A 25,919-nucleotide genomic window follows, 5' to 3' on the forward strand; every position below is an offset into this window, starting at 1 on the left:
AAAAAAGTCAAATTAGATAGAATATGCAAAAAATATTAAAGAGAACTTATGACACAATCACAACATAGAAATATGATTATCTTTTTAGGAATTATTATTCTTATAATTGCTATGGGTCTTAGACAAAGTTTTGGCTTGTTTATTCCTTCTTTTACTACAAACTTTGATATTACAAGGGCTGATTTTGGTTTAGCTTTAGCTTTTCAACATTTATTTTTTGGACTTGCACAACCTTTTATAGGATATTTAAGTGATAAATATGGAAACAACAAAGTTTTAGTTGCTGGTGGTTTATTTTATACTTTAGGACTTTACTTAATTACTATTATAACTACAAGTTTTGGTCTTCATTTAAGTCTTGGGTTTTTTGTAGGTCTTGCTCTTAGTGCATCAACTTATGTAGTTGTTTTAGGAGCTATTGCAAAAGTTGTTGATCCAGCAAAAAGAAGTACTGTTTTTGGTATAGCAACAGCAGCAGGTTCATTTGGAATGTTTGTATTTATTCCTATTACAGATGGTTTGCTTTCTCATTTTGAATTAAATACAACTTTTTATATTTTATGTATTTTTTCACTAGCTATTGCTTTTTTTGGTTTTTTTATGAATAGTGATGAATCACAAATAATTAAAGCAGATACCCAAGAAGAAGAGTCAATCTCAAAAGCCTTACACTGTTCAAAAACACATCAAGGCTATTGGAGGTTGAACATTGGATTTTTTATATGTGGGTTTCATATTGCATTTATTTTAACACATTTCCCTACGTATCTTATGGATAGTGGATTAAGTTCAAGTGTAGCTACTTTAGCTTTTTCTCTTATAGGTCTTTTAAATATTTTTGGTTCTTTTATGTTTGGAAGATTAGGTGACAAATATGATAAAAGAGCCCTTCTAATCATACTTTATGCTTCAAGAGTTATAATTTTTATCTTAATGATTATTCTTCCTTTATCACCACTTACTGCTATACTTTTTGGTGGAGCAATTGGTTTTGTATGGCTAGCAACTGTTCCACTTACAAGTGGACTTGTAGCGCAAATCTTTGGGCTAAAAGCCTTAGCTACATTATATGGAATAGTGTTTTTATCACATCAAGTTGGAAGCTTTGTAGGAGCTTGGGTTAGTGGATTAGTATATGAATATGCTGGAACTTATGATTCTATTTGGTATTCATGTGTTATTTTATCAATTATCGCAGCACTTGTACATGTAGAAATGGATGATAAGAAAATAGATTACAAAACTATTAGCAAATAACTGCTGTATTTGAAAAGAAAAATTGACTTTTAAAACTATCTATATTTACAGCAAAAAATGCAAGTAAAATAAGAAATAAAAAAGCTAAAAAAATATATAAAAATAATTTCTTATTTTTTGAGTTTTTATTTAAGATATCCATAAATATATTTTATCAATATTTACTTGATTAAACAAATAAGAAGATTTTTTCTTCTTATTTGTCAAAAGTTACTACATTTAAAAACTCTTTAAATGTACTTTGTCCTAAGCTGTCTTTTTCATAAGAGCTTATTAATTCGCCCATAAAATCTACAAGTTTGTTTGCTTGTATTTTTACTCCACTTTTATGGGCTATTCTGCTTCCTTTTTCACCATGTAAATGACCACCTAAAATCACATCATATCCATCTACTCTTTTTTTATTTTCATCTCTTATTTTTGTACCTATAAAGCCTATATCTGAAATCTGTGGATGAGAACAGGCATTTCCACAACCTGAAATTGCCATAGTTATATTTTCTTTAAAAGTTGGATGATTCCATTCTAATTCTTTTACTACTTCTTTGGCAAACTCTTTTGTTTCTGTTATTCCAAACTTACAAAATTCTTTTCCTGTACAAGATTGAAGTCTTGCTCTAAAAGGACTTGGTTCATAAGGATAACCTAAAGCATCAACCTCATCGGCAAGCTTTTGTACAAAATTTTCTTTTACTCCATAAATTATAAAATTCTGAGTTGATGTAAGTGCAAGACCAGCTACGTCATATTTATTACAAATATTACTAAGAGCTCTTAGGTCTTCCCCTGCTACTCTTCCTGAATTAGTCGCAAAACCTACAAAGTATTCACCCTTTTGTTTTGCTTTATGAATTCCAAAATGTGTTCTATTTTCAAAAGGTGTTATCTTTGGTTCTTTTAAACCTTCTTGTAAGGAGTAACCAAGTTTTAACTCTAGTTCATTTACAAACTTTTCTAAACCCCAATCATTTATAAGATGTCTTACTCTTGCTTTATTTCTATTAAATCTGTTTCCATTATCTCTAAAAATCTCAGCACAAACAACAGCCACATCACGAACTTGTTCAGATTTTACATATCTATTTGCTCGATAAGCTATTTGTTTTGATTTTGATAAACCACCTCCAAGAGTTAAATCAAATAAAACCTCTCCATTTTCATTTTTAAAAGCAGTAAAAGCAACATCTTGAATCTCATGTGCTGCTGTATGTCTTCCACACCCCGAAATACCTACTTTATATTTTCTAGGGAAGTTACAGAACCTATCATCATTCATATCAAAATATAAATCCAACTCTTTTACTAAATATGAAGCATCAATAATCTCTTTTGGGTCAATTCCTCCAACAGGAGAAGTCATAATAGGTCTAGGGCCATCACCCGATGCCATTTTTGAACTTAGTCCAACAGAATCTAATAGTGCAAAAATTTCAGGTAAATCTTTTATCTCAATATAATGATATTGAATATTTTGTCTATTTGTAAAATCAACTAAACCCTTTGCGTATTTTTCGCCTATAGTTGATAAGACTTCTAATTGTTTTAGATTTATTTTTGCATCAACAATCTTAATTCTTTTCATAAAATATTTTTTTTCTTCTAAATTGTTAGTATTTACGTGTGGATACATTCCATACCACTTTAATAAACTAATAGAATCATCACTTAAAGGTATTTTTTTTAATGCTTCTTTGTATATATCGTTAATTACTCTTAAAGGGTTTCGTGAAGCTTTTAATTGTTCTAATGCTGAGAGTTCTTTTTCAGCCATAAGTTCTCCTAATTTATATATAATATTTGAATTTTATAATTTATATAAACTTGGTGTCTACTTAGTGGTGTGAAATAATATATTTAAATAAACAAGCTAAGTATTAATTTAATAGCCAAAGCAGATAATAGTATTTTTAATAAAAAAGTAAATCTTTTACCATCTATTTTATTTCGAAGTTTTGTACCAGTTAAACTACCTAAAATAGCTCCTATAATCATCGTCACAATAATCCCTAGATAATCAAAAAAAACAAAACCAAAATATATAAATACAAATACTTTTAAAATATGAGAAATACTCATAAGAGCTGCACTTGTAGCAACAACCTTATCTCTATCTTTGTAGTCTTTTAAAAGCAAAGTCATACTAAGAGGCCCTGTTGCACCTACTACTACAGATAAACCTGATTGTAAAAAGCCAACAAGATAATAGTTTTCATATTTTTTAATTTTTTCGTTAAACTTTTGAGACCATAATGAAAGTAAAATATAAATAGCAATAAATAAAGGTACATATTCTAAAGATATCAAAGAAATAATACTAGCAAAAAGCCCTACTCCAAGAAGTGAACCTATCAAAAACTTTGGTATTGTTTCATACTGAATATCTTTATACGAAAAAACTGCACGACTTATATTACTAGACATTTGAGTAAGTCCATGAACAGGAATAATCGCATTTAAAGGTAAAAAAGAAGGTAATACTGCAATAAGAAGCATACCTCCACCAAGCCCAACAACTCCTGCAATTGTTGAAGTAAAAAATGCAATTAAACCTAATAATAATTCATCTAACAAAAGCTATCCTATATTTATATTATTTTACGATATCAAATAAAGCCTTTATTATCAAAAAAAAGCTACAATCGCTTTTTAATAAAACATAGGAGATAATCTTGGATATTTATCAATGGATAGGTTTTGTAGGAATGGCTTTTGTTGTTTTTGCATATTTACTTTTACAGATGAACAAATACACTATACAATCACTTCAATACCAACTTTTAAACTTAGTAGGAGCTGTCTTACTTTTAATATCACTTTTTGTACACTTTAACTTAGGATCTTTTATAATCGAAGTATTTTGGATAGCTATCACAGTTTATGGAATAGCTAAAAACATAAAAGAAAAAAAAGTATTACAAAAGGAAAATGTATGAAGTATCTAATATTTACAACTTTAATTTTTTCAAATATTTTATATGCAAATTACTCATTTAATAATCAAAATTCAAAAAATATTGATATGCACGGTGGAAAAGGTGACAAACTAATAGATTCTAAATCAAGTTTTTCAAATAAAAATATGAATTCTTTATCAATAGGAATAAATAAACCCAAAAAGCCTAATGCACCGAAACCTTTAATTTCTCAAGATAAAACAAAAACTACTAAAAAAACTAATCAAGACAAATAAAACTCATATAAGAAATCAAAAAAGCTTGACAAGCTAATGATTTCTTGTTAATATTCTCTACAGACCAACTGGTTGGTTTTAAATTAAAACAAATTATTTTAAAGGATTACTATGTCAAGATTAATTGATAATATTAAACAATATCAAGAAACATTTAAGCAAAGAGTACCAAAAGATTTACAAGAAGTGATGCTAAAAGCAACTGAGAATCTAAAAAATGAAAAGCTATCTAAAAATGCACTAAAACTAAAAGATAAAGCCAAAAGTTTCACACTTAAAAATGCCATAAACAAAGATGTAAACTTAGATGAATTATTAAAAGAAAATAAATTTGTAGTACTAAACTTTTACCGTGGAGCATGGTGTCCTTATTGTAACTTAGAACTAAAAGCTTTTGAACAAATAAATGATAAACTAATACAAAACAAAGCAAAACTTGTAGCAATATCTCCACAAACTCCTGATGCAAGTTTAACAACTATGCAAAAAAATGAACTATCATTTGAAGTTTTAAGTGATACAAATAACAAGGTTGCTAAAGAGTATGGCTTAGTATTTAGTTTAGCTCAAGAATTAAGACCTATTTATGAAAAATTTGGAATAGATATTGTAGCTTCAAACAACGAAAATAGCTTTGAGCTACCTATGCCAGCTACTTATGTAATAAATAAAAATAAAGAAATTATTTATGCTTTCATAGATGAAGACTATACAAGCAGAAGTGAACCCCAAGAAATTTTGGATATAATTAGCAAAAACCAATAAGGTGTAAGCAAATGCAAGATGTAAGAAGTAGATTGATTGAAGCTACATTTCAAGAAGTCTTTTCTAAGGGATACCAAGCAGCTTCTCTAGCTCATATTTTAAAAAGAGCCGAAGTAAAAAAAGGAGCTATGTATCACTATTTTCCTTCAAAAAAAGAGATGGTTTTATCTATGATTGATGAAAAAATAAAATTACGAATCGAAAATAAGTGGAAAGCATTAGCAAATACAGAAGAAAATATTATAGATTCACTTATTTCAATTTTAGAAGATATAAATAATTGGGATTTAAAAAATGGCTGTCCTTTAGGTAACTTACTTCAAGAATCCCTCGATGAAGATGAGGATTTTAAAAAAATATTAACAGATATATTAGATGATTGGAAAGAGTTATTTTCAAACATCTTGCAAAAAGCAAAAGATAAAAACCAAATAACTCAAACATTAGATACTAAAACTTGTGCTACATTTTTGATAGCATCTATTGAAGGGGCTTTACTTCTTAGTAAAAAAAATGACAAAGCAAAAGATTTTGAAGATACCATGAAACACTTGGTATCTTATATAAACTCATTTAGAATCTAAACTAAATACCCAAATAAGTATTTAGTTTAAATCTTCTATCTACGATACTTTAGAATAAGCTTCTTTTTCTTTTTGAATCAAAATAGTAGCTAAAAAGTCATAAGCTTCTGCCCATGCTTCTTGAATCTCTAAAGTACAAGCTTCACCTAAAACATCTTTGAAAGCTTGTAATAAAGAGTCTTTTACCATAGGATAATGTTTAGCTTGAATATTTGTTTTTACATGTGCACTTACCATACCTTCTATTCCTTTAGTAAGCTTATCTAACTTATCAATATTGCTTGCATAAGCATAAATTGCATTTGCTAATTTTTTTGGTTGTTCCTCTGTAGCATTTTTAAATAAAACCTTTGTTTCTGGATACTTTGTAAATAAAACTTCATACATTTTTGTTGTAATTTCATCTTTTCTTTCTTTTATAATTGGTGCAGTAATTTTTATAATTTCTTTTGTTTTTTCGTTCATATTTCATTCCTTTTTTAATAATTTGGCGAAGTTTATCAAAATAGGATATTTTTTGTCTTGATTAGAATCAAGATAAAAATAATACAAGACTATTCTGATATAATTTTAAAAATTCAATAAATATTAATAAGGTATAAATAAATGGCAAAAACATATAAATTTATTTCGTGGAATGTAAACGGTATTAGAGCAGTTGATAAAAAAGAGGCTTTAAAATGGGTAGATGAAGCAAATATTGATTTACTTGGTATTCAAGAAACAAAATCAATGAAATCACAAATTCCTGATTCAATCTTTGATAAAGAGTACAAAACACTATTTGCTAGTGAATCAGCTATCAAAGGAAGAAGTGGAACAGCACTATTTACAGATATTGATACGACTTTTGAGTGCAACTGTCCTAGTGTAGATGTACTTGATGAGGGAAGAATAAATGAAGTTCACTTTACTTTAGGTGAAAAAGACATAGCATTTTTCAATGTATATTTTCCAAATGGTCAATCAAAAGATGAAAGACTTACATATAAAATGGAGTTTTATGATAGATTTTTAGAGCATTGTGAAAATCTAAGAAAAGAAGGAAAATCCATCATAGTTTGTGGAGATGTAAATACAGCTCACACTGAAATAGATATAGCAAGACCAAAAGCAAATGAAAAAACATCAGGTTTCTTACCAATGGAAAGAGATTGGATAACTAAGTTTTTAGAGCATGGTTATATAGATACATTTAGACTTGTAAATGGTGATATAAAAGACAAATACTCATGGTGGTCATACAGAGCAAATGCAAGAGCAAACAACGTTGGCTGGAGAATTGACTACTTTTATATAAGTGAAGATTTAAAAGACTTTGTAAAAGATGCTTATATCTTAGATGAGATTAGGGGAAGTGATCATTGTCCTATTGGACTTGAGATTGAGTTATAAGAGTTAAACTCTTATAACTTAAACAGTTTTAAAACATCTTGGGCTTGCACAGTATAATCAGGCTCATCCTCATAAGGATCCACTTCTTTATAAACTATAGTCTCAAGTGGATTTTTCCACTGGTTTCTTTGCTCTATCTTATCATAAGATGTTGGTAAAATTATAGAATTCACTCTATAAACAGCAGCTAACTGCATAGGTCCACAATCTATTCCTAAAAATAAATCAAGAGCAGCGATTTTCTCTACTAAATCAGCTATAGAAGTTTTGCCAGCTAGATTTTCATAGTTTGTAATACCATTTGCTTGTAGTTCTTCTTCAATCACACTACAAATATCTACTTCATTTTTACCACCTAGAAGTACTATGTCATATTTAGCTGATAAAGCAACGGCAACTTTAGCAAACTCTTCTGATGGCCATCTTTTTACATCTGCATAAGTTGAACCTGGGTGAATACCAAAAGTAGGTTTCTTAAACCATTGGGGTTTAAAGTGAAGCATTAAATCCCCTGCTTTATATGAAGTATCTAAAATTTCATTTACAAAGTTATTGTATTTTTCTACTTGGTGAATATCTTTGTTGCTTGAAGTATAACTTACTTTCTTTTTTGCATTTACAAAATAAACAAAAAACTTAGATAAAAAACCATCTTTAAAAGAGATAACTAAATCTTGTTCATCAAAACTTTTAGCCATTCTAAAAAGTGAAATAAGAGTAAAAAGACTTTTAGAAGTCTCTTCAACAACAAGGTTTTTAACTCTTTCATCTTTAGAAAAAAGTTGCGTAGAAACACTAGAACCCACAAAAGTAAATTCAGCACCTCTATAATGCTTCAAAAGATTCTCAATAGAGGGAGTAATCAAAACAGTATCTTCAATCAATTCAGGTAGCTCAACTAATAACTTCATCTATCTTCCCAATGTATAAATATTTTATATATAATATACATAAATTTTCTTTGTATTAGTTGAGCTTTTTTGATTAATATGGCAATTTTATCATTCAACATGATTTATTGTATATTTAGTTCCCCTACCTGTTGTACCTTCTACTTTTTTAATACAGCCTTTTGCTAATAAATCAGCTATATCTCTTGATGCATTAGTATCAGCAGTATTAGCAATCTTCACATATTTCTTTTTTGTAAGATCGCCTTTAAAGTTCTCACTTCCTATATCAAGAAGTCGATTTAGTACTTTTACTTGTCTAGCATTTAGTTCATCTTCTCTATGAGCATCCCAAAACTTTGTTTTTTCAACTATGTAGTTCAACTGCTTTTGAGAATCTAATAATGCATGATATAGAGTTTTAAAGAACCATTCCATCCAGTATGTAATATCTAAAGGATTATCTTTTTGAAATCTACCAGTTGTTTTATCTAAAGCATTATAGTAACCTTTTCGATCCTCATAAATACTTTTTGACATAGTATAAATTTTAGAAAAAGATGATTGTTCAAGTTTAGATAAAACCCTATCTGTTAAAGCTCTTGTAATTCTACCATTTCCATCATCAAAAGGATGAATTATTACAAACCAAAGATGAGTAATAGCTGCTTTTTCTAAAGTTGTAGGAGCTTCATTGAACCATTTTATAAACTCATCCATTTCATCAACCAAGGTATCAAAAGGTGGTGCTTCATAATGAACTTTTTCTTTAGAATAGTCACCTGATACTACTTGCATAGCACCTTCACCTCTAAATTGTGCTACTTTTATTTTTGAAAACCCACTATAACCTTTTTCAAACATAGCATGATGCCAACCAAAGAGTTTTTCTTGCGTAAACTCTTCATCATAATTTGTATTAGCATCAATAAGTATATCTACATAGTTATCCTCTTTCCGTAAAGCTTTATAATGTTTGTGAGATTCAAGCCCAAGTTTTTGTTTAATAGATGAACGTACACTATCTCTATTTAGTACCTCTCCCTCTATTTCGCAACTTGCAATAATTTCATTTTCTAAACTCTGAGCCAATGAATACTGAGTACTCTTTTTATCCATCAAAAACATAAAGGACTTTAGTTTGCCTTGTTCATAAATAACATCTCTTAAAAGCGGTTCAAGTTTCTCTTTATCATAAGTAAAATTGGGATATTCATCATATTCCCAAATCCATTTTTGTTTTTTCATAAAATCATCTTATCTAAAATGGTATGAAAAATCAACTTTTACGTACCACTTTTTGGTGTTTAAATATTTATTTTTCGTATCATTTAACTTTATATAAGTAAAACTATTCTTTTATTATCTCTTAACTCTATTAAAAATTGCTGTTACCATTCCTATTAAATAAATCCAAATCAATATGGTACAAGCAAGGGTAGTCATATTAGCTTTTTTAGTAATATTTTGAAACCAACTTTTACTCTCTTGTGTAAAAGGATAAGTTATATGAGATAAAGCGTAATATAACTTTACTAAGTCTTTATTTTCATGTACGTTTAATTTAGGTACTTTATGCTCAAGAAAATTAAAATCAAATCTATTATCATAAGCATAGAAATTATGACTATCTGTAAAGTTTTTACTATTTTTACTCATTAGTAAAAAACTATCTTCTGTATAATTTAGAGGAAGTTCAATCCTTCTATCTTTAATTCCTGTATTCCTCATTTTTTCAATCTCTTTTATATTAACTTCAAGTAAAAAAGCTGGTGTTGAAGGCGTTGAGATATAATCTTCATTTGGAGTACTTATAAGAAAAAGTACTCCTATAAAAAAGAGTATAAAACAAATACTTTTTATAAACCTTTCACCAAAGCCATTTATCATATAACTAGCGATTAACAAAAAAGTGTCATAGAATCTATCTGCTAATATTATTTTATTATAAGAATAAGAATAGTGAAAATCTCCAGAAAGTTGAGGATTTGAAGAATTTTTAAAATTTACTTTTAAATCATTATAAATAAAATTTATATTTGATAAAGAATCATAATATTTTTTCTGATTCATTGAGTATTCTTTTCTATTTTTAAAAAAACCAAAAGAAGTATTTGTACTTACATCAAAGTTATTTATAAGCCTTTCATCTGCTAGACCTAGATGATGGTTTATTAGAGTTCGTTTATTTGGAGAAATTTTTAAGATAATCTCACTTAATATTATTTCAAAAGGTACGGAAAGAAGAAAGAACAAAATAAATATAATCATAAAACTTGAAATAAAAAAAATTAAAATTAGTAGAAAACCCAAATTATTAAAGTTTAAAAAAAACATTCCAATAACTATCGATGAGATAATTAGCCCTAAAATAAGTAGTATGCGACTTATAGAATGTCCTAGAAAAAAAGAGTTGAAAGGATTTTTTATTAAAGGAAATTTACAATTTAAAAACGTAGTTTTAGATAAAAAAGAATTAGCAAAATATGTATTTTCAAAATTACAGTTTTGAAAAACCACATTATCTAATAATCGATTTCTAAAATTACCATCTTCAAAATTTGTACCTACAAAAAAAATCTTTCCATTACAAACATGAGGATCTTCAAACTCTATATTTTTAATAAAATAATTTTCACTATCTACTATCAGTCCATTTTTATCAGAATAATTATCTACATTTATAACTACATTTGCATTTATTTCATAAGGTCTAAGAATAAGATTATTTATACAAACTTGTTTTATGCCTACATTTTTTCTAAAAGTAACTTCTCTAAATTCTAATTTTTCAAGAGTTAAATTTTTAAAAGAAGCTGTTTTTTCAAATAAAACGTTTCTGAAAAATAAATGAATTTTGTGATAATTCAAATCTAAATCTTTAAATATTTCTTCATAAAAATTAATTTCAAAATCTATTGTATTATAGTTTAAAATGTACTTTTTTAACTCGTCTTCAAAATAACCTGAACCAATACAAAGATAAATATCTAAAGATTTATCAATCTGCTTTTTAATTAGTTTATTTAAATCATAAATAAATGCTCTTTTTTTTAATGACATATAATAACTTTAACTTTTAAAATACTTTGTTTCTATATTAATAAATCTAATTTCATTGTAATCAAAAAAACCAAAACTTATTATAAATAATATAAGCACTACTAGAAATATAAGACTTTTATATTTATTGTAGAATTTTTCTTTTCGATTAAACTCTAAAACCTCTTTTTTATAACTAAAATACTCTTCAATAACCTTCATTTCAAAAGCTTTACTATTTGTAGTTTCTTTTTCAGTAGAACTCTTTAATAGTAAAATTATCTCTTTTAACTCTTCTAAAAGATTATCATCATTTTTTATAGACATATCAAACTCTTAATATTTTATTATTAATGGAATTCTAGTATAAAATATATTATTTTTAGATAATAAATCATTTTAATATTAAATTCTATTAAATAATGCTTTCAATAAATCAATACTTTTATAACCTACTAACCCAATAATCAGGTTTTCTATGTTGATGAGCAATAGCAATTATTAAGATATGATCTTTTTGTTGTGTATATAATATATTGTGAGGAAATTTATGTAGTGTACATCGTATTATTTCATTGAAGATTTTTTGATATGAATTAGGAAATCTTTTTATTCTGTTTATAGAACTTCTCACTTCATTTTCAAAGCTTTTTCCTAAACCTTTTTGTTGCAGTTCATAATATGATTTTGAGTCATCAAATTCTAATTTTGCTAACTTTAGATATTTAATGTTCATTTGAAAAAAACTCTTCTTCAGATAAAGCTTCTATTTTTCCTTGTTTATATAAATCAAGTCTTTTTTGAGCTTCGTCTTCCCAAACTTTATTTATTTCAATATCAGGTTTATCAAGACTTTTTAAAAGTTCTTCTATAAGTAAAAACTTTTCAGTAGTATGTAAATCTAATGCTTTTTCAAAAATTTCATTTCTTCCCATTTTTAACCTTCTATGATTACTTTATTAATTATATATCATTATAGAATTATTGTCAATTGACTGTACGGGTCCAATACATAGCACCCTTAAGAAAACTACTGCTAAAATCACTCAAAAACAAAAGGTATATGATTATGAATGATTTTGATTTTCTAAACAAAGATACTTTTGAAGCAGATAAATACAAAGACATGGTTAAGTCTTATCAAGAAAAAGACGAACCAACTCAATGGTTTGACCATATTTATGAGAGTGCCAAGGGTGATTATACGAAGGTGTTTTGGGCTGATTTAGAACCAAGTCCTTATCTTGTATCTTGGTTAAAAGAAAACCCTATAAACAAAGCAGGCAAAAGAGCTTGTGTTATTGGCTGTGGTGTTGGTGATGATGCTCAGGCTTTAAGTGAATTTGGTTTTGAAGTTATAGCTTTTGATATTTCGCCAAAAGCTATTGAGCTTTGTAAAAACAGATACCCAAATACAAAAGTGCAGTTTGTAGTAGCTGATTTATTTGACTATCCAAAAGAGTGGTTTGAGAGTTTTGATGTGGTTTATGAGTGTAATACTATTCAAGTTTTGCCAAATGAATATAGAAAAAAAGCAAGAACTTCTATGAGTTCACTTCTTTCAAAAGGTGGATATATTTTAGTTTCTTGTAGAAGTAGAGATGAACATGAAAAAGAAGATGAAATACCAAAACCTTTAAGTAAATCAGAAATAGATGAGTTCATAACAGTACAAAATCTAAAAGAGGAAAGCTTTTTAGCTTATGATGATGACCAAGTACCAAGTGTTCCACACTTCTTTGCAGTTTATAAAAAGTGATTTTTATTGTTCAAAAAGTCTTAAGGATTTAAGAGAATCTATAAATTCTACTTCTTGAATACTTTTTGGAACAAATTATATCTCTACATAAAGCTTATAAGAGAGATTTTCTGATTTTGTTCCAAAATTTAGAGATTTAGAAACTTGACGGCGTGGGCTGAACCCGCGCTGTTTTGTTAGCTATTTTTCCTTCATTTTCTATTTTTATCACATTTGAAGTTATTAAATCATCATCAATTTTCAGCATTGCTAAAAATAGTAATTTTAAATAAGTAAAATATGCATATTCATGTTTCTCTAATTCGTCTGGATGTGCTTGTGTACCATGTAGGTAACTATTTCTTAAATCTAATCCATTTGTAAATTCACTTTTGTTTAAAAAGTAATTAAAATATGCCTGTTCAGGCTTTGAAAATAATGTGCTTTCAAAATTAATAATATTTTCGATTTCCATTTGTTGAGCTTCTTGTTGGAAGTCTGTTGGATAATGATAATACGAGCCAACTTCGTTGTCATTCAAATCTTTTAGAATTAGTACTCTTGTTGGATTAATTATTTGTATAAAATTATTACTATCGATTGAAATAAAACCGTTGTCAATAAGATATGTCAATTGTAGTTTTTGATGGTCTTCATAATTGCTGAATTTCACTCTTTTATTCGTAATTAAATCAAAAAATGTATGATATTTTTCTTCTCTATAAGGTTCTACATAGGCAAGAAGAGTTTGGTCAGAAAAAAATAAATTTGAGCAACCAATCATTGTTTTATTTTTTTCATTAAAATAAATGTATTTCTTGCCGTTTAGACTGGGAATATCTTTTATTGCGGTTGGTGTTGAAGACATTTGTAAAAGTTCAAAATCAATAATACCATCTTCAACGAAGAGTTTAAATTGTTTTAGTGTTGATTCAAATTCAGGAGCCAATAACCTTACTTTTTCAAAATAAGAAGTTGCTGTAGGAATAGAAAATCGAGCATTATTTGCAAAAACATATTTTTCTTGAAATGCAGTTGTAAAAACGAAATGTAGTATTTTTTCTAATGAATTATTTAAATCACTAAGCAATTTGCTGTATGCAACTATTTGAACATGCGAGGTCATTTCTGACAAATTAAATGCTGTACCTCCTCGATATTCATTTTGTGAGTGAACACCCATAATTCTTTCAAACAAACCCATTTGACTTTTTTTGCTTACAAGGCTTATTCTATTTTGATTATCTGTATATTCAAATAAGTACTTAAAATTCTGAAATAGTTTATACGAATTGTTATTTTGCTTGATAAAATCCAGGCTATATGAGTAATGTGCAATAAAATTTTCATCAAAAAAACCGTCTTTTATTTTGGAAGCATTTTCAGAAAAAGTAACAGAAACACCATATTCCATACCTCTTTTCTCTGCGAAAAATTCTTTTGTTTTATTAGCATGTAGGCGTTTTGCTTTTAATCGAGTTTTATCAGATATTCTAAAATTTATTCCATTTCTAACATTTTGAATCAATCCAATATAATTTAAATTTACATTTGCTGAATCCATATAAGTAGAAATAATATTTTCTTTATCTTTTAGTGTTAGGCTTTCAGGAATAAACTTTTGAACTCTCCCAAAATTATCTTGTACTTCATATATTGAAAGCAATATTTCAGCTGATTGAGAATAGCTTAATAAAAAGCTTTTAATTTCAGCATCATAGTAACTAACTAATGCTTTAAGTTTTAAAATCTCATGTATTAAATGAGATTCATTTGAAAGAATACTACTAAAATTAGATTTTGAAATCCGTTTAAACACCTTTTGATTATTAACTATTTCCCAAAATGAACTAATATAACCATCTAGAGTTTTTTCATACAAATCCACAATATTATTGTCATCAATTTTTGAAAAAAATTGTCCTATGATTCTCCCATATTCAGTTACTTTTTGCCTAAAGTCTTTAATGTTTTCTTGTGACCAATCTCTCAAATGCAAATCATTGTCAATATACTTTTTAATATTATATAGTTCCAAAATATCATTGATGTCGGGGTTATTTGAGAGAGTCTCTTTTCGTAGTATATACTCGCTTTTTAAAAGTTGATGTCCGCCTGCCATGTCTTCTTTGGAGAAAAATACTACTCTATTTAAATCGTGATTATGCATTATTACTACAGTCCTTTTGAGTAATGGCTAATATTTAAAATAAGCCAATGAATTGCCTGCTAGGGTAATTGATTGGCTCCACTAATTTGTTAGATGTGTTGCTCATAACCTCTGATAAGACTATGAAACTCCACACAAGTATATTCTTTTGCATACTGATAACAAACATCAACCCATTGATGATTTTTATAAAATGCAATTATTATGATTTTAACGCTCTGATAAGATATATTAAATCTACTTTCCAATTCTTGTTCAAATGCAGACCAATTTATATCTTCTTCTTTTGCTTCAAGTTTTTTATCATATTTCTCAAAAATATCATGTGCATCATTTAAGTCGTCATCATTCCAATTCATAGATAGTATTAGACTTTCAACAGGGTACTTATCACTATCAAGGGTCGATATTAATATGCTCATTTGATATTTTAATTTATTAATTTCTTGCTCTAAATGTTCCATCTTAAAGATCCTTTTCTAATTTGAGTATTTTTGTATTTGATTTTGAAATTGCTTCTTGAATAGATTCTGTTAAGTTAACAACTTCTTCAGTATTAGTATTTCCAGATGAAAAATCAACTTCATAAGCATTAAGAGAGTTTTGAGCATTGCTGATAAAAGTTTTTATATCAGTATCTGGTCCATCACTATCAAGAAAGTTCAATACATAATCAAAATGTGCTTTAATTGTGCTTATTATGTCTTCGACTTTTACACCTCGTTTTACAGGTTTTGTCTTTGGAAGCTTTCTTATTTCATCTTGTGTTCTTTTCAGCTTTTCTACTATATTTGATAAATTGATTTTTCTAATATCAAATTGAATCTGTTCTTTATAACTTTTCGCTTTATTTGCATATACGATTGTAACTATCATACTAAGAACTGTTACAAGTGTACCTACTATAGCGATTATATCACTGGGGTTATTCAAGTCTTTCCTTTAGTCATCTAATTATTTATTCAACTAACATTATACACAAGTTAACTAGATATATCCAAATTAAATTACACAAAAAATGTTAGTTTAAATGGTTGTTTTATTGCAAAATAGAATATTTTTTCTTATTTAATTTTTAGGAGTGTATAACGGATAATAAGTAATATTTTAATGTTATTCCAAATATTGTACTTTTTGGCTTAAATTAGGATTAGTAAGATTACCTATACTAAAATTTTAGGAACTATAAGTCACTGATACAAAACTCTAAACACTCTCAAAAAATCAAGAGTTTTGAAAGACTTTTAAGCTTTCAAATTCTTCTATATTAAGTTTATTTTCTTTTATTTTATTTTTGCTTACATCTAGTCTTTTTAGATTCTTCAATTCTTTTAACTCTTTTGGTAAACTTTCCAATAAATTTCCACTAATATCCAAGTTTTTTAGACTTTTCATATTTGTTATTTCTTTGGGTATTTCTTTTATATTATTGTTTCTTATTATCACTCTTTGAAGCTTTGACATTTTTAAAAGCTGTTTGGGAAACACTTCAAAACAGTTATCATTTAAGACTATTTTTTCTAAGTTTTTTAGCTTAGAAAATCCTAGTGGTAGCTCTTTTAGCTTATTTGAAGAGACATAAAGTGTTTTTAAGTTTTCAAGCCTACAAATTTCAAAAGGCAAAGTTTCCAAAGTATTATTTCTAATATCAAGACATTCTAGCAAGTTTAAGCTAGCTATTTCATTTGGTAGCATCGAAATAGCATTGCTCCATAGATAGAGTTTCCTTAAAGAGCTCATTTCAAAGACCTCTTTAGGGATTTCTTTTAGGTTTTTATGGTTTAGATTTAAAGCTTCTTGATTTTTATCTTCAAATGTAAACATTGTTATTTTTTATATCTTTTGAAGTAGTTTTTCTATCTTTTTATTTGAATCAACTATTCTATCAAGAGATATTTTTCCCTTTTGTATTTGTGTGTAAACTGTATTTATTATCGTTTCAAGTTTTACTGGTTTTGCAAGTTGATTTGCAAAAAGCAAGATATTTACACCTGAATTTATAGCTAAAGTTACTGTATCTTCTAAACTATAATGAGAAGAGATAGCTTTCATTTGTAAATCATCACTTATTAAAACACCTTGATAATTTAACATATCTCTTAAAATAATTGTATTTATATCATAAGATAATGTTGCAGGATAGTCTCTATCCATTTCTTTGTTAAAAACATGAGCACTCATAATCATATCTACTTTATTATTTTTTATTAAATACTCATAAGGTTTCATTTCTTCTTGACTCCAAGTTTTTGTTACATCTACAAAGCCTTTATGTGAGTCACCATAAGATGAACCATGACCAGGGAAGTGTTTAAGTACTGATATCACTCCTTGTTTTCTTGATTCTTCTATAAAGATAGAAGCATATTTTATAACTTGCTTAGGATTTTTTCCATAAGATCTTTTTAGTTTATAAATCACTTTATTTTTTGGATTTATGGCTAAGTCAACTACGGGTGCAAAGTTTAAGTTTATTCCATTTTTTTTCAACAACGAAGCAAGTTTTGAATACTCTTGTCTAGCAAAAACCTCGCCATTTTTAGATATCTTTTGAGCTGATGCTGTATATTTAAATCCATAAGCAGGCTTTAGTCTTTGTACAATTCCACCCTCTTGATCTATAGAAATAAGAAGTTTATCAGCTCTTATACTTTGTAATTTTGAAGTTAAATTTTGAAGTTGTTTAGGATTTACTATGTTTTTTCTTTTACTTTTATCATTTGGGTCTTTATCAAAAAGAATAACTCCACCTAAATTGTAGTTCTTAATATCTTTATATATCTTGTCATTTGAAGATACATCTGTACCATTAAAACCTAATATAACCATTTTTGCTATCATGTTTTCTATTTGTTTTTTTGTATAGTTTTCATTTGAAAATAAAGAACTAACAAAAAGACTTAGAATAAAAAGTTTTTTTATCATATATTTTCTCTTTTTAAATATTTGATGAAGTTTTATCCAATTTTACTTTAAACTTAGCAATTAACAAACTATATTATGCTTTTCAACAAGATTTGATATTTTTTTTCCAAGCTTATTTATCTTTTCTAAGTCAAGTCTATCTTTAGAACCAGATATTCCAACTGCTCCAATTAAAATATTTTCATGATTAAATAAAGGTGTTGCGACACAACACATATTATCTTGAAATTCACTATTATCAATAGAATAACCGTTTTCTTGAACTTCTTTTATAGTTTGATTTAATGCTTTTATATTTGTAATTGTATTGTGTGTATATTGATTTAATTTTATTTTATCTAAATTATAATTTCCAAAAGCAAGTATTGATTTACCTAAAGCATTTGTATGAAGAGGTGCTTTTAAACCTATGTTATTTCTTGTTTTTATTTTTCTATCTGAATTATCTACCTGATTTAAATATAAAACCTTATTATCATCTAAAATCCCTAAATATGCACACTCATTTGTTTTTTCATAAATCTCTTCTAAAAGAGGTTTTGTTTTTTCAACTAAAAGTTGAATTCTTGTTTTTTTTGTATTTTCATCTTCTAAGTTTTTAGAAATAATTTCATTTGAATTTTCTAAATACTCTATATAGTTTTCTTCTTTTAAAGTTTGAAGTATTCTTGACATAGTACTTTTATTTATATTGAGTCTATCACAAAGAGTCATAGCTAAAATAGGCTTACCATAATTTACTATTTCTTTATAAACTTGTAAACCTTTTGAAAGTGATTTCAATGAATCAGACATACTTTTCCTTTATGCAAAACTAAAAAATAGTTTTGCATAAATATTATAAAAGTTCATTAAATTTAGCAAGCCAAGTTGGATGAGCTGGCCAAGCTGCTGCTGTAACTAAGTTTCCATCTACATAAGCGTCTTCAAAACCTACATCAACCCATGTTCCGCCATTTTGATTTACATCAGGAGCACAAGCTGGATAAGAAGAACAAGTTTTATCTTTAACTACATTAGCAGCTACTAAAACTTGAATACCATGACAAACAGAAGCTATAGGTTTATTTGCATTATTGATATTTTGAACAATCTCAATAACTCTTGGATTTAATCTAATATATTCAGGAGCTCTACCACCAGGAACTACAAGAGCATCATAAGAGTTCTCATCTATTTCATCAAATGAAGCATTTAATGTGAAATTATGTCCTGGTTTTTCCGTATAAGTTTGGTCACCTTCAAAATCATGAATAGCAGTTTTTATCTGCTCACCTGCTTTTTTATCTGGACAAACAACATCAACTTCATGACCTAACATCTTTAAACACTGAAAAGGAACCATTAACTCATAATCTTCTACAAAATCACCTGCTAAAATTAAAATCTTTTTTGACATTTTTTTCTCCTTAAAATTTTAAAAATATTATAAGAAGTGAACTTAATAGATAATATACAAAAAAGATTAGTTTCTTTGAGTTTCATTATATGAAACAACTAAAGTAAAACCTCTAACCACTCTACTAGTTTTTCTAAACTTTTTTCATCTTTATTTGTGATAAAAAGTGAGGGTTTGTTTTTTCTATTGTTTGCTACATCTTCTTTCATCTGCTCTAAATCCACTCCAACATAAGGGGCTAAGTCAGTTTTATTTACTACAAGCAAATCACTAAAAAGCAAACCAGCACCCTTTTTTCTAGGAATATCAGCACCTTGTGCAACATCAATAACATATAAATAATAATCTATTAATTCATAAGAAAAAGTAGCACTTAGATTATCTCCACCACTTTCTACAAAAATAATATCAGGGTTAAACTTCTCTTCTAATTCTACTACTGCTTTTTGATTCATAGAAATATCATCTCTGATTGCTGTGTGAGGGCACCCTCCTGTTTCAACTCCTAAGATTCTATTTTCATCTAAATCAAGTGTTTTTTTAAGATAGTTTGCATCTTCTGTTGTATAAATATCATTTGTTACTATTCCTAAACTATATTTATCTTTCAAAACATTTGTAAGGCTTTCAATCAAAGAAGTTTTACCACTTCCTACTGGGCCTGCTATTCCTATTTTTAGTGCCATTTTTTCTCCTGATGTTAATTTTTTTATGTAATAAATAGTTTGGGTTCTAAGTTTTTATGTTTAAATATCACTTCTTCAAAAAGTGGATTAAAATTTGTGATTTTTTCATCAATGTTTTCATAATCAAACTCTTCTAAAAACTCATCAAACTCAAATAAAAGTTGTTGAATTTGAGAGGGTTTTATTCTTGATATTTTTAGTGTTGCTGCACAGATGTTTATTAGATTTTTTTTAGTCCACATTACTATAAAATCTTCTATTTTTATATCCATATCAAAAGCAAGTGAGCTTAAAACTAAAAGTTCATTTCCTATACACTGTTTATTTTCTACTTTTGAAAAGTACTCTTTTACTATTTGCTTTTGGGGCAATGTTTTTGTTTGAGCAAAATAGTTTTCACCTATATGTTTTGAAGCTTTTGCATACTCAAAAGTTAAATATGCTCCTAGATTTTTATCAAGTTTTTTTAACACTATTAGATTTTCACTACTTAAAGCCTCATAAACCTTTTTGATATATACAAACTCTTGTTTTGCATACTGATCATAAATAAAATTTTTAAGATATTCTCTTAGGCTATCTATATCTTTTACTTCTTCTAAAACAATATGAGGTTCAAGTCCAAAAGAGTGAACAAAAACACCTGAGGGAAAGCTTCCATCAAGTATTTGCAAAAATCTACTTAAGCTTTTCAAAGCCTTAGTGTGAGTGGTGTGCTTTTCCATTTGGTTTAAAATACCCTCTTGTTTTTTCTACTTTTATAGACTCATTTTTATAACAATCTTTGATAATATCTTCAATAGATATATCATCTAAAACCACTATTTTTGACTCACTTATTTGTACTGGTTGGTGTCTATTTCCTATCTCATATGCAGTTTTTGCAAAGCTAAGTGCATCTTTAAACTCTAAGATATAAATCATATCTTCACTTCTTGAAACTTTGATAGTAAAGCCATCTTCATCAACTAAAATATCATTTTCATGCAAGTGTGTAAACTTGGCTTTTATTATAAAATCAACACCTTTTTTACTTACAGCTGTTAAGTTTGGCTTTTGCATATCAAACCATGATAACTCAACCTCATCATCAAAACTGATGTCTTTTTTTATCTCTATTATTTTTTTAATCATTTTTATTCCTTAAAAGTGCCCATTTTAAAATAAGAAGTATTTCTTAGCCATAGGCACTTCACTTACATAATTTGACTCTATTAGTTTTCCATCAACTCTTACATCATAAGTTTCAGGGTCAACCTCAACTTCACCTATGAAATCATTTAGTTTCATATCTTTTTTGCCTATATTTCTTGTGTTTTTTACACTTAAAACTTGTTTGTTTAGTCCAAGTTTACTAGCTAAATTTTCACTTGCTACTTTTGAAGTAAAAATTGCACTAGTTTTAGCACTAGCCTTGCCTAAACTTCCAAACATAGGTCTATACATATTTGGCTCAGGAGTAGGAATAGAAGCATTACTATCTCCCATCATAGCAAGAGCTATAAATCCACCTTTTAGCACAAGCTCTGGTTTCACTCCAAAAAATGCCCTATTCCATAAAACTAAATCAGCCATTTTTCCAACTTCAACACTTCCCACATACTCATCAATTCCACAAGCAATTGCAGGGTTTATAGTATATTTTGCAATGTATCTTTTGATTCTTTCATTATCACTTTTTTCATCATCACCCTCAAGAGCTCCTCTTTGTTTTTTCATAGAGTCAGCAACTTGCCAAGTTCTTATTATTACTTCACCTACTCTTCCCATAGCTTGTGAGTCAGAACTTGTAATAGAAATAGCTCCTATATCTTGTAGTACATCCTCAGCTGCAATAGTATTTCCTCTGATTCTACTTTCAGCAAAGCTTACATCCTCTGGAATTTTAGGGCTTAAATGATGACAAACCATAAGCATATCAAGGTGTTCTTCAATAGTATTTTTTGTATATGGAAGTGTTGGGTTTGTACTTGAAGGTAAGATATTTGCTAAACCTGCAACTTTCATAATATCAGGGGCATGACCACCACCAGCACCTTCACTATGGAAAGTATGAATAGTTCTATTTTTAAAACTATCAACCGTATTATCCACAAAACCTGACTCATTTAAAGTATCTGTGTGAATCGCTACTTGTATATCAAAATCATCTGCAACACTAAGACATGTATCAATAGCCTTTGGAGTACTTCCCCAGTCTTCATGAAGTTTAAGTCCCATAGCTCCTGCTTCTATTTGCATTTTTAAAGCTTCGTAACTTGAACTATTTCCTTTTCCCATAAATCCAAAGTTCATAGGTATATCATCTACACTTTGAATCATCTTTGATATATTCCACTCACCTGGTGTACAAGTTGTGGCATTTGTTCCTGTGTTTGGCCCAGTACCACCTCCAAGCATAGAAGTAACACCACTTGCTAGTGCTTCATCAATTTGCCCAGGAGAGATATAGTGAATATGTGAGTCAATTCCCCCTGCTGTTATGATTTTTCCCTCAGCTGAAAGTATTTCTGTGTTTGCACCAATCTCTAAACCTTCACTAATACCATCACAAAGATTTGGATTTCCTGCTTTTCCAATAGCACTAATTAAGCCATCTTTTATTCCAATATCAGCTTTATAAATTCCTGTATAGTCAATAATAGTAGCATTTGTGATAATCAAATCACAAGTGTTAGTTGCTGTTGGACTTTGAGCCATACCATCTCTAATAGTCTTACCACCACCAAACTTAACCTCTTCACCATAAGTAGTATAATCTTTTTCAATTTTTGCTATTAATGAAGTATCAGCTAATCTAAATCTATCACCCTTTGTTGGACCATACATAGAAGCATATTTTTGTTTACTTATCTTCATCACACTCTCCTAAAAACTTCTCTAAATTCTCTTTAGCTTTTTTCTTAATTTCTTCATCATCTAAAAAGCCTTCAACTAAACCATTAAAACCACTCATATATCTTTTTCCAGTAAAGGCAACTAAATCAACTTGTTTTTTAGAACCTGGCTCAAATCTTACAGATGTTCCAGCAGGTACATCAAGTCTTTTTCCATAAGCCTCAAATCTTTCAAAATCAAGCTCTTTATTTACCTCAAAGAAGTGATAATGCGAACCTATTTGAACTGGTCTATCCCCTTTGTTTTCTACTTCTATTGTAGTAATCTTGGCATTTTCATTTAGTATAAGTTCTTCATCATCTACTAAATACTCTCCTGGAACTTCTATATCTTTTGGAGTTGGTATTGGATTATGAACAGTTACTAATTTAGTTCCATCATCAAAAGTAGCTTCTACTTGAACCATAGAAATCATAGAAGCAACCTCTGGCATCACATCATCTTGTTTTAAAACTTTAGTTGCATCAACCATAAGTTGTGCTACACTTTTTCCATCTCTAGCACCTTCTATAATATATGAAGAAATAATAGCAACAGCTTCTGGATAGTTAAGTTTTAAGCCTCTATCTTTTCTCTCAAGGGCTAATTTTGCTGCTATATAAATTTGCAGTTTTTCTGATTCACGATTTGTAAGAAACACACTTTCTCCTTTTATTGTTTTCCTAAATTAAACTCTTTTTTATTTAGACTTTTTCTATATAAAGCCCAAATAAAAAAGATTTCTTTTCTTAAACTGTTCATATTTTCATGGGATATTACAGCTATAAGCATTTTTTGATTTGAAGAGTAAGTTATACTTTCAAAACCACTTTTATATACTTCATTTAAAAACTCTTCGTTGTTGTTTGTTTTGATATAAAGCTTGGCAAAAAAGTTTTGTTTACTTTTTTTTCTTTTCATATAATCTTTTAGTTGTACTCCACTTACATCAAACTTTTCTTGATACTCTAAACTTTTGTTTTCGTAAAAAGAGTTTTTCATAAGTATAGAAGTAAAATCAAAGTTTTCATAACTTCTTCCACGACTTAAAATATCCGTATAAAAAAACGTACAATTCTCATCAAAAGTTAGTCTAAAAAGTTGTATATATTTTGATTGTTCATATAAAATCAACTCATCATTTATAAACTCCAAGTTCGCGCTTTTTTGAAGTTTGATATTGATATAGTTGATTCCATACTCTTTTTTTGATTTATAAATCTTAGTTGCAGATTCAGTTGTAAGAACTAAGTTTGATTTATTCAAAGATACATGAAGTTTAATCCTATCTTTTGGAAATATCCCCTCACCTATATTTAGAAGTTTTATATAGTTTTCATCTTCGTTAAAATAGTAATATCGTGACGGTAAAAGTAGTTTATCTAAACTAAATACATCTTCTTTAAAATCAAACTTTATGCTCATATTTCCTCTTTATATGTTTATAATTTCAAAATATTTTAACTAAAAAGTTTTCATCATTTTTTCTACACTTGTATATAAAATAATCAAACAGACATATATTTGTTTACAATATCATCACTTAGTTCATTGATTTCCCCATTTGCTACAACACTTCCTCTATCTAATACATAAAAGTCATCTCCATGTCGTCTTGCAAAAGGAAGTTTTTGCTCAACTAACATAACTGTCATATCCTCTTCTTTTGTAAGATAATCAATAACCTCACCTATTTGAGCTACGATATTTGGTTGTATTCCCTCACTTGGCTCATCTAAAATTAAAAACTTGGGATCAATGCATAAAGCCCTTGCAATTGCAAGTTGTTGTTGCTGACCTCCACTTAAATCTCCACCTTTTCTTTTTTGCATATCTTTTAAAACAGGGAAAAGCTCATAGATTTTTTCAGGTACTTTTTTTATTTTATTTCTATTTGCAAGAACTCCTATTTGAAGATTTTCTAAAACTGTAAGTTGTGAAAATATCTCTCTTCCTTGGGGTACATATCCTATAGCAATACCTGCTCTTTTATGGTCACTAAGTTTTGAAATATCTTTTCCATCATATAAAAGCTGTCCATCTTTTATGGGAAGTAAACCCATGATTACTTTACTTAGTGTTGTTTTTCCAACACCATTTCTTCCCATAATACAAGTACATCTACCTTTTTTAAGCTCTAAACTTAAATCCCAAAGAGTATGACTTTGTCCATAGTATTGATTTATTTTTTCTATTTTTAACATAATGTTTTTACTCTCCTAGATATACTTGTCTTACTTTCTCATTGTTCTGTATAGCATCCATACTTCCCTCAGCTAAAACAGAACCCTCATGTAAAACTGTAACTTTTTTAGCGATACTTCTAATAAACTCCATATCATGCTCTACAACTACAACTGCATTATCTTTTGCTAGATTTGTTAGAATCTGGGCTGTGTTTTCTACTTCTTGAGGAGTCATTCCTGCAACTGGTTCATCTACTAGTAGAAGTTTTGGTTCTTGCATTATTAGCATTCCTATTTCTAACCACTGTTTTTGTCCATGTGATAAAATACCTGCTTGCCTATGAACTAAATCCTTAAGTCCAATAAGCCCTAAAGTCTCATCTATCTTATCTTTTTGCTCCCCACTTAGCTTTGAAAATAGAGTTTTAAAAAATCTCTTATCATCTTTCATAGCAAGCTCTAAATTTTCAAAAACTGTATTGTTTTGAAATACAGTTGGCTTTTGGAACTTTCGTCCAATACCTATTTGAGCAATAGTTGGCTCATCAAGACCTAGTAAATCAACAGCCTCACCAAAAACCACATGACCTTCATCTGGTCTTGTTTTTCCAGTTACTACATCCATCATAGTTGATTTTCCTGCACCATTTGCACCAATAATACATCTAAGCTCACCAAAATTTATGGAAAAACTTAGATTATTTAAAGCCTTAAAGCCATCAAAACTAACACTTACACCATCAACTAAAAGGATTCTATCTCCTTTTTTTAAATCACCTACATTTTGTTCATTTTCATGTTTTAATAGTTTCATC

At 28.3% G+C, this 25,919-nt stretch carries 31 protein-coding genes; 7 read left to right on the plus strand and 24 right to left on the minus strand.

All coding sequences use genetic code 11. The features are described 5' to 3' along the window. Positions 1–48 precede the first annotated feature (48 nt). A complete protein-coding gene (locus ACH5BH_RS11165; RefSeq protein ID WP_423298403.1) occupies positions 49–1,257 on the plus strand; it encodes an MFS transporter in 1,209 nt (402 codons plus the stop codon). 196 nt (positions 1,258–1,453) lie between these two features. Here the strand turns inward: ACH5BH_RS11165 and ACH5BH_RS11170 are convergent, their stop codons facing one another. Beyond that, positions 1,454–3,028, minus strand: a complete 1,575-nt coding sequence (locus ACH5BH_RS11170; RefSeq protein ID WP_423298404.1) for a nitrite/sulfite reductase — start codon at positions 3,026–3,028, stop codon at positions 1,454–1,456. Positions 3,029–3,111: 83 nt separating this feature from the next. Next, on the minus strand, positions 3,112–3,828 hold the full coding sequence (locus ACH5BH_RS11175) for a TSUP family transporter (RefSeq protein WP_423298405.1): 717 nt from the start codon (positions 3,826–3,828) through the stop codon (positions 3,112–3,114). A gap of 98 nt (positions 3,829–3,926) precedes the next feature. Here ACH5BH_RS11175 and ACH5BH_RS11180 point away from each other — a divergent pair, with 98 nt between their 5' ends. The 4 genes from ACH5BH_RS11180 to ACH5BH_RS11195 all read left to right on the plus strand — a co-directional run bounded on the left by ACH5BH_RS11180 (position 3,927) and on the right by ACH5BH_RS11195 (position 5,796). Beyond that, the gene (locus ACH5BH_RS11180; RefSeq protein ID WP_404306973.1) at positions 3,927–4,190 is read left to right on the plus strand and encodes a CBU_0592 family membrane protein; all 264 of its coding nucleotides are present in this window, start codon (positions 3,927–3,929) and stop codon (positions 4,188–4,190) included. After that, a complete protein-coding gene (locus tag ACH5BH_RS11185) occupies positions 4,187–4,447 on the plus strand; it encodes a hypothetical protein (protein ID WP_404306975.1) in 261 nt (86 codons plus the stop codon). Before ACH5BH_RS11180 ends, ACH5BH_RS11185 begins: the two co-directional genes overlap by 4 nt. A gap of 111 nt (positions 4,448–4,558) precedes the next feature. Further along, the gene (locus tag ACH5BH_RS11190; RefSeq protein ID WP_423298406.1) at positions 4,559–5,212 is read left to right on the plus strand and encodes a peroxiredoxin-like family protein; all 654 of its coding nucleotides are present in this window, start codon (positions 4,559–4,561) and stop codon (positions 5,210–5,212) included. Between the two features lie 11 nt (positions 5,213–5,223). After that, complete coding sequence (locus tag ACH5BH_RS11195; protein WP_404306979.1) at positions 5,224–5,796, plus strand: TetR/AcrR family transcriptional regulator; 573 nt, start codon at positions 5,224–5,226, stop codon at positions 5,794–5,796. A gap of 39 nt (positions 5,797–5,835) precedes the next feature. Here the strand turns inward: ACH5BH_RS11195 and ACH5BH_RS11200 are convergent, their stop codons facing one another. Further along, positions 5,836–6,261 carry a globin domain-containing protein gene (locus ACH5BH_RS11200; RefSeq protein ID WP_423298407.1) on the minus strand — a complete coding sequence of 142 codons (426 nt, stop codon included), beginning with the start codon at positions 6,259–6,261 and terminating at the stop codon, positions 5,836–5,838. A gap of 141 nt (positions 6,262–6,402) precedes the next feature. On the opposite strand from ACH5BH_RS11200, the gene ACH5BH_RS11205 reads away from it, so the two are divergent. After that, complete coding sequence (locus ACH5BH_RS11205) at positions 6,403–7,191, plus strand: exodeoxyribonuclease III (protein WP_423298408.1); 789 nt, start codon at positions 6,403–6,405, stop codon at positions 7,189–7,191. Positions 7,192–7,202: 11 nt separating this feature from the next. Here ACH5BH_RS11205 and ACH5BH_RS11210 read toward each other — a convergent pair whose 3' ends face one another. From ACH5BH_RS11210 to ACH5BH_RS11235, 6 genes are all read right to left on the minus strand, one after another. Continuing rightward, a complete protein-coding gene (locus tag ACH5BH_RS11210; RefSeq protein WP_423298409.1) occupies positions 7,203–8,102 on the minus strand; it encodes a glycosyltransferase family 9 protein in 900 nt (299 codons plus the stop codon). 90 nt (positions 8,103–8,192) lie between these two features. Beyond that, entirely contained in the window at positions 8,193–9,329 is a 1,137-nt protein-coding gene (locus tag ACH5BH_RS11215; RefSeq protein WP_423298410.1) for a Fic family protein, read from the minus strand. Positions 9,330–9,443: 114 nt separating this feature from the next. After that, entirely contained in the window at positions 9,444–11,144 is a 1,701-nt protein-coding gene (locus ACH5BH_RS11220; RefSeq protein WP_423298411.1) for a pentapeptide repeat-containing protein, read from the minus strand. Positions 11,145–11,153: 9 nt separating this feature from the next. Further along, positions 11,154–11,450, minus strand: a complete 297-nt coding sequence (locus ACH5BH_RS11225) for a hypothetical protein (protein WP_423298412.1) — start codon at positions 11,448–11,450, stop codon at positions 11,154–11,156. 118 nt (positions 11,451–11,568) lie between these two features. Further along, entirely contained in the window at positions 11,569–11,859 is a 291-nt protein-coding gene (locus tag ACH5BH_RS11230) for a type II toxin-antitoxin system RelE/ParE family toxin (protein ID WP_423298413.1), read from the minus strand. Further along, positions 11,849–12,058, minus strand: a complete 210-nt coding sequence (locus ACH5BH_RS11235; RefSeq protein ID WP_423298414.1) for an addiction module protein — start codon at positions 12,056–12,058, stop codon at positions 11,849–11,851. Before ACH5BH_RS11235 ends, ACH5BH_RS11230 begins: the two co-directional genes overlap by 11 nt. Positions 12,059–12,192: 134 nt before the next feature. Here ACH5BH_RS11235 and ACH5BH_RS11240 point away from each other — a divergent pair, with 134 nt between their 5' ends. After that, on the plus strand, positions 12,193–12,882 hold the full coding sequence (locus ACH5BH_RS11240) for a class I SAM-dependent methyltransferase (protein ID WP_423298415.1): 690 nt from the start codon (positions 12,193–12,195) through the stop codon (positions 12,880–12,882). Between the two features lie 136 nt (positions 12,883–13,018). Here the strand turns inward: ACH5BH_RS11240 and ACH5BH_RS11245 are convergent, their stop codons facing one another. The 15 genes from ACH5BH_RS11245 to urtD all read right to left on the minus strand — a co-directional run bounded on the left by ACH5BH_RS11245 (position 13,019) and on the right by urtD (position 25,918). Continuing rightward, a complete protein-coding gene (locus ACH5BH_RS11245; protein ID WP_423298416.1) occupies positions 13,019–15,031 on the minus strand; it encodes a cyclin family protein in 2,013 nt (670 codons plus the stop codon). Between the two features lie 89 nt (positions 15,032–15,120). Further along, positions 15,121–15,495, minus strand: a complete 375-nt coding sequence (locus ACH5BH_RS11250; RefSeq protein ID WP_423298417.1) for a DUF1878 family protein — start codon at positions 15,493–15,495, stop codon at positions 15,121–15,123. Position 15,496: 1 nt separating this feature from the next. Continuing rightward, complete coding sequence (locus tag ACH5BH_RS11255) at positions 15,497–15,964, minus strand: hypothetical protein (RefSeq protein WP_423298418.1); 468 nt, start codon at positions 15,962–15,964, stop codon at positions 15,497–15,499. 291 nt (positions 15,965–16,255) lie between these two features. Beyond that, the gene (locus ACH5BH_RS11260; RefSeq protein WP_423298419.1) at positions 16,256–16,855 is read right to left on the minus strand and encodes a leucine-rich repeat domain-containing protein; all 600 of its coding nucleotides are present in this window, start codon (positions 16,853–16,855) and stop codon (positions 16,256–16,258) included. A 9-nt stretch (positions 16,856–16,864) separates the two neighbouring features. After that, positions 16,865–17,956 carry a glycoside hydrolase family 3 N-terminal domain-containing protein gene (locus ACH5BH_RS11265; RefSeq protein WP_423298420.1) on the minus strand — a complete coding sequence of 364 codons (1,092 nt, stop codon included), beginning with the start codon at positions 17,954–17,956 and terminating at the stop codon, positions 16,865–16,867. 60 nt (positions 17,957–18,016) lie between these two features. Next, on the minus strand, positions 18,017–18,751 hold the full coding sequence (locus tag ACH5BH_RS11270; protein ID WP_404306995.1) for an IclR family transcriptional regulator: 735 nt from the start codon (positions 18,749–18,751) through the stop codon (positions 18,017–18,019). Between the two features lie 43 nt (positions 18,752–18,794). Then, positions 18,795–19,355: a DJ-1/PfpI family protein gene (locus tag ACH5BH_RS11275; RefSeq protein ID WP_423298421.1), complete on the minus strand. Its 561-nt coding sequence runs from the start codon at positions 19,353–19,355 to the stop codon at positions 18,795–18,797. A 98-nt stretch (positions 19,356–19,453) separates the two neighbouring features. Next, on the minus strand, positions 19,454–20,068 hold the full coding sequence (gene ureG / locus ACH5BH_RS11280; protein WP_423298507.1) for an urease accessory protein UreG: 615 nt from the start codon (positions 20,066–20,068) through the stop codon (positions 19,454–19,456). Then, complete coding sequence (locus ACH5BH_RS11285) at positions 20,065–20,715, minus strand: urease accessory protein UreF (RefSeq protein ID WP_423298422.1); 651 nt, start codon at positions 20,713–20,715, stop codon at positions 20,065–20,067. The genes ureG and ACH5BH_RS11285 overlap by 4 nt, the downstream gene beginning before the upstream one ends. Positions 20,716–20,740: 25 nt before the next feature. Then, entirely contained in the window at positions 20,741–21,175 is a 435-nt protein-coding gene (locus ACH5BH_RS11290) for an urease accessory protein UreE (protein ID WP_254577642.1), read from the minus strand. Positions 21,176–21,199: 24 nt separating this feature from the next. Further along, the gene (gene ureC, locus ACH5BH_RS11295; RefSeq protein ID WP_423298423.1) at positions 21,200–22,900 is read right to left on the minus strand and encodes an urease subunit alpha; all 1,701 of its coding nucleotides are present in this window, start codon (positions 22,898–22,900) and stop codon (positions 21,200–21,202) included. After that, positions 22,887–23,579, minus strand: a complete 693-nt coding sequence (locus ACH5BH_RS11300; protein WP_423298424.1) for an urease subunit gamma — start codon at positions 23,577–23,579, stop codon at positions 22,887–22,889. Before ACH5BH_RS11300 ends, ureC begins: the two co-directional genes overlap by 14 nt. Positions 23,580–23,590: 11 nt before the next feature. Beyond that, complete coding sequence (locus ACH5BH_RS11305; RefSeq protein WP_423298425.1) at positions 23,591–24,343, minus strand: urease accessory protein UreD; 753 nt, start codon at positions 24,341–24,343, stop codon at positions 23,591–23,593. An 83-nt stretch (positions 24,344–24,426) separates the two neighbouring features. Beyond that, entirely contained in the window at positions 24,427–25,122 is a 696-nt protein-coding gene (urtE, locus tag ACH5BH_RS11310) for an urea ABC transporter ATP-binding subunit UrtE (RefSeq protein WP_423298426.1), read from the minus strand. 7 nt (positions 25,123–25,129) lie between these two features. Then, positions 25,130–25,918: an urea ABC transporter ATP-binding protein UrtD gene (gene urtD, locus ACH5BH_RS11315; protein WP_423298427.1), complete on the minus strand. Its 789-nt coding sequence runs from the start codon at positions 25,916–25,918 to the stop codon at positions 25,130–25,132. Position 25,919 lies beyond the last annotated feature (1 nt).

This window comes from Arcobacter rhizosphaerae, assembly GCF_049472155.1.
Classification (GTDB): domain Bacteria; phylum Campylobacterota; class Campylobacteria; order Campylobacterales; family Arcobacteraceae; genus Arcobacter_B.

Coding starts and splice junctions, on each gene's coding strand:
- ACH5BH_RS11165 (WP_423298403.1), top strand. CDS start 49: ATGACACAATCACAACATAGAAATATGATTATCTTTTTAGGAATTATT.
- ACH5BH_RS11170 (WP_423298404.1), bottom strand. CDS start 3,028: ATGGCTGAAAAAGAACTCTCAGCATTAGAACAATTAAAAGCTTCACGA.
- ACH5BH_RS11185 (WP_404306975.1), top strand. CDS start 4,187: ATGAAGTATCTAATATTTACAACTTTAATTTTTTCAAATATTTTATAT.
- ACH5BH_RS11190 (WP_423298406.1), top strand. CDS start 4,559: ATGTCAAGATTAATTGATAATATTAAACAATATCAAGAAACATTTAAG.
- ACH5BH_RS11195 (WP_404306979.1), top strand. CDS start 5,224: ATGCAAGATGTAAGAAGTAGATTGATTGAAGCTACATTTCAAGAAGTC.
- ACH5BH_RS11200 (WP_423298407.1), bottom strand. CDS start 6,261: ATGAACGAAAAAACAAAAGAAATTATAAAAATTACTGCACCAATTATA.
- ACH5BH_RS11205 (WP_423298408.1), top strand. CDS start 6,403: ATGGCAAAAACATATAAATTTATTTCGTGGAATGTAAACGGTATTAGA.
- ACH5BH_RS11210 (WP_423298409.1), bottom strand. CDS start 8,102: ATGAAGTTATTAGTTGAGCTACCTGAATTGATTGAAGATACTGTTTTG.
- ACH5BH_RS11215 (WP_423298410.1), bottom strand. CDS start 9,329: ATGAAAAAACAAAAATGGATTTGGGAATATGATGAATATCCCAATTTT.
- ACH5BH_RS11220 (WP_423298411.1), bottom strand. CDS start 11,144: ATGTCATTAAAAAAAAGAGCATTTATTTATGATTTAAATAAACTAATT.
- ACH5BH_RS11225 (WP_423298412.1), bottom strand. CDS start 11,450: ATGTCTATAAAAAATGATGATAATCTTTTAGAAGAGTTAAAAGAGATA.
- ACH5BH_RS11230 (WP_423298413.1), bottom strand. CDS start 11,859: ATGAACATTAAATATCTAAAGTTAGCAAAATTAGAATTTGATGACTCA.
- ACH5BH_RS11235 (WP_423298414.1), bottom strand. CDS start 12,058: ATGGGAAGAAATGAAATTTTTGAAAAAGCATTAGATTTACATACTACT.
- ACH5BH_RS11240 (WP_423298415.1), top strand. CDS start 12,193: ATGAATGATTTTGATTTTCTAAACAAAGATACTTTTGAAGCAGATAAA.
- ACH5BH_RS11245 (WP_423298416.1), bottom strand. CDS start 15,031: ATGCATAATCACGATTTAAATAGAGTAGTATTTTTCTCCAAAGAAGAC.
- ACH5BH_RS11250 (WP_423298417.1), bottom strand. CDS start 15,495: ATGGAACATTTAGAGCAAGAAATTAATAAATTAAAATATCAAATGAGC.
- ACH5BH_RS11260 (WP_423298419.1), bottom strand. CDS start 16,855: ATGTTTACATTTGAAGATAAAAATCAAGAAGCTTTAAATCTAAACCAT.
- ACH5BH_RS11265 (WP_423298420.1), bottom strand. CDS start 17,956: ATGATAAAAAAACTTTTTATTCTAAGTCTTTTTGTTAGTTCTTTATTT.
- ACH5BH_RS11270 (WP_404306995.1), bottom strand. CDS start 18,751: ATGTCTGATTCATTGAAATCACTTTCAAAAGGTTTACAAGTTTATAAA.
- ACH5BH_RS11275 (WP_423298421.1), bottom strand. CDS start 19,355: ATGTCAAAAAAGATTTTAATTTTAGCAGGTGATTTTGTAGAAGATTAT.
- ACH5BH_RS11290 (WP_254577642.1), bottom strand. CDS start 21,175: ATGATTAAAAAAATAATAGAGATAAAAAAAGACATCAGTTTTGATGAT.
- ureC (WP_423298423.1), bottom strand. CDS start 22,900: ATGAAGATAAGTAAACAAAAATATGCTTCTATGTATGGTCCAACAAAG.
- ACH5BH_RS11305 (WP_423298425.1), bottom strand. CDS start 24,343: ATGAGCATAAAGTTTGATTTTAAAGAAGATGTATTTAGTTTAGATAAA.
- urtE (WP_423298426.1), bottom strand. CDS start 25,122: ATGTTAAAAATAGAAAAAATAAATCAATACTATGGACAAAGTCATACT.
- urtD (WP_423298427.1), bottom strand. CDS start 25,918: ATGAAACTATTAAAACATGAAAATGAACAAAATGTAGGTGATTTAAAA.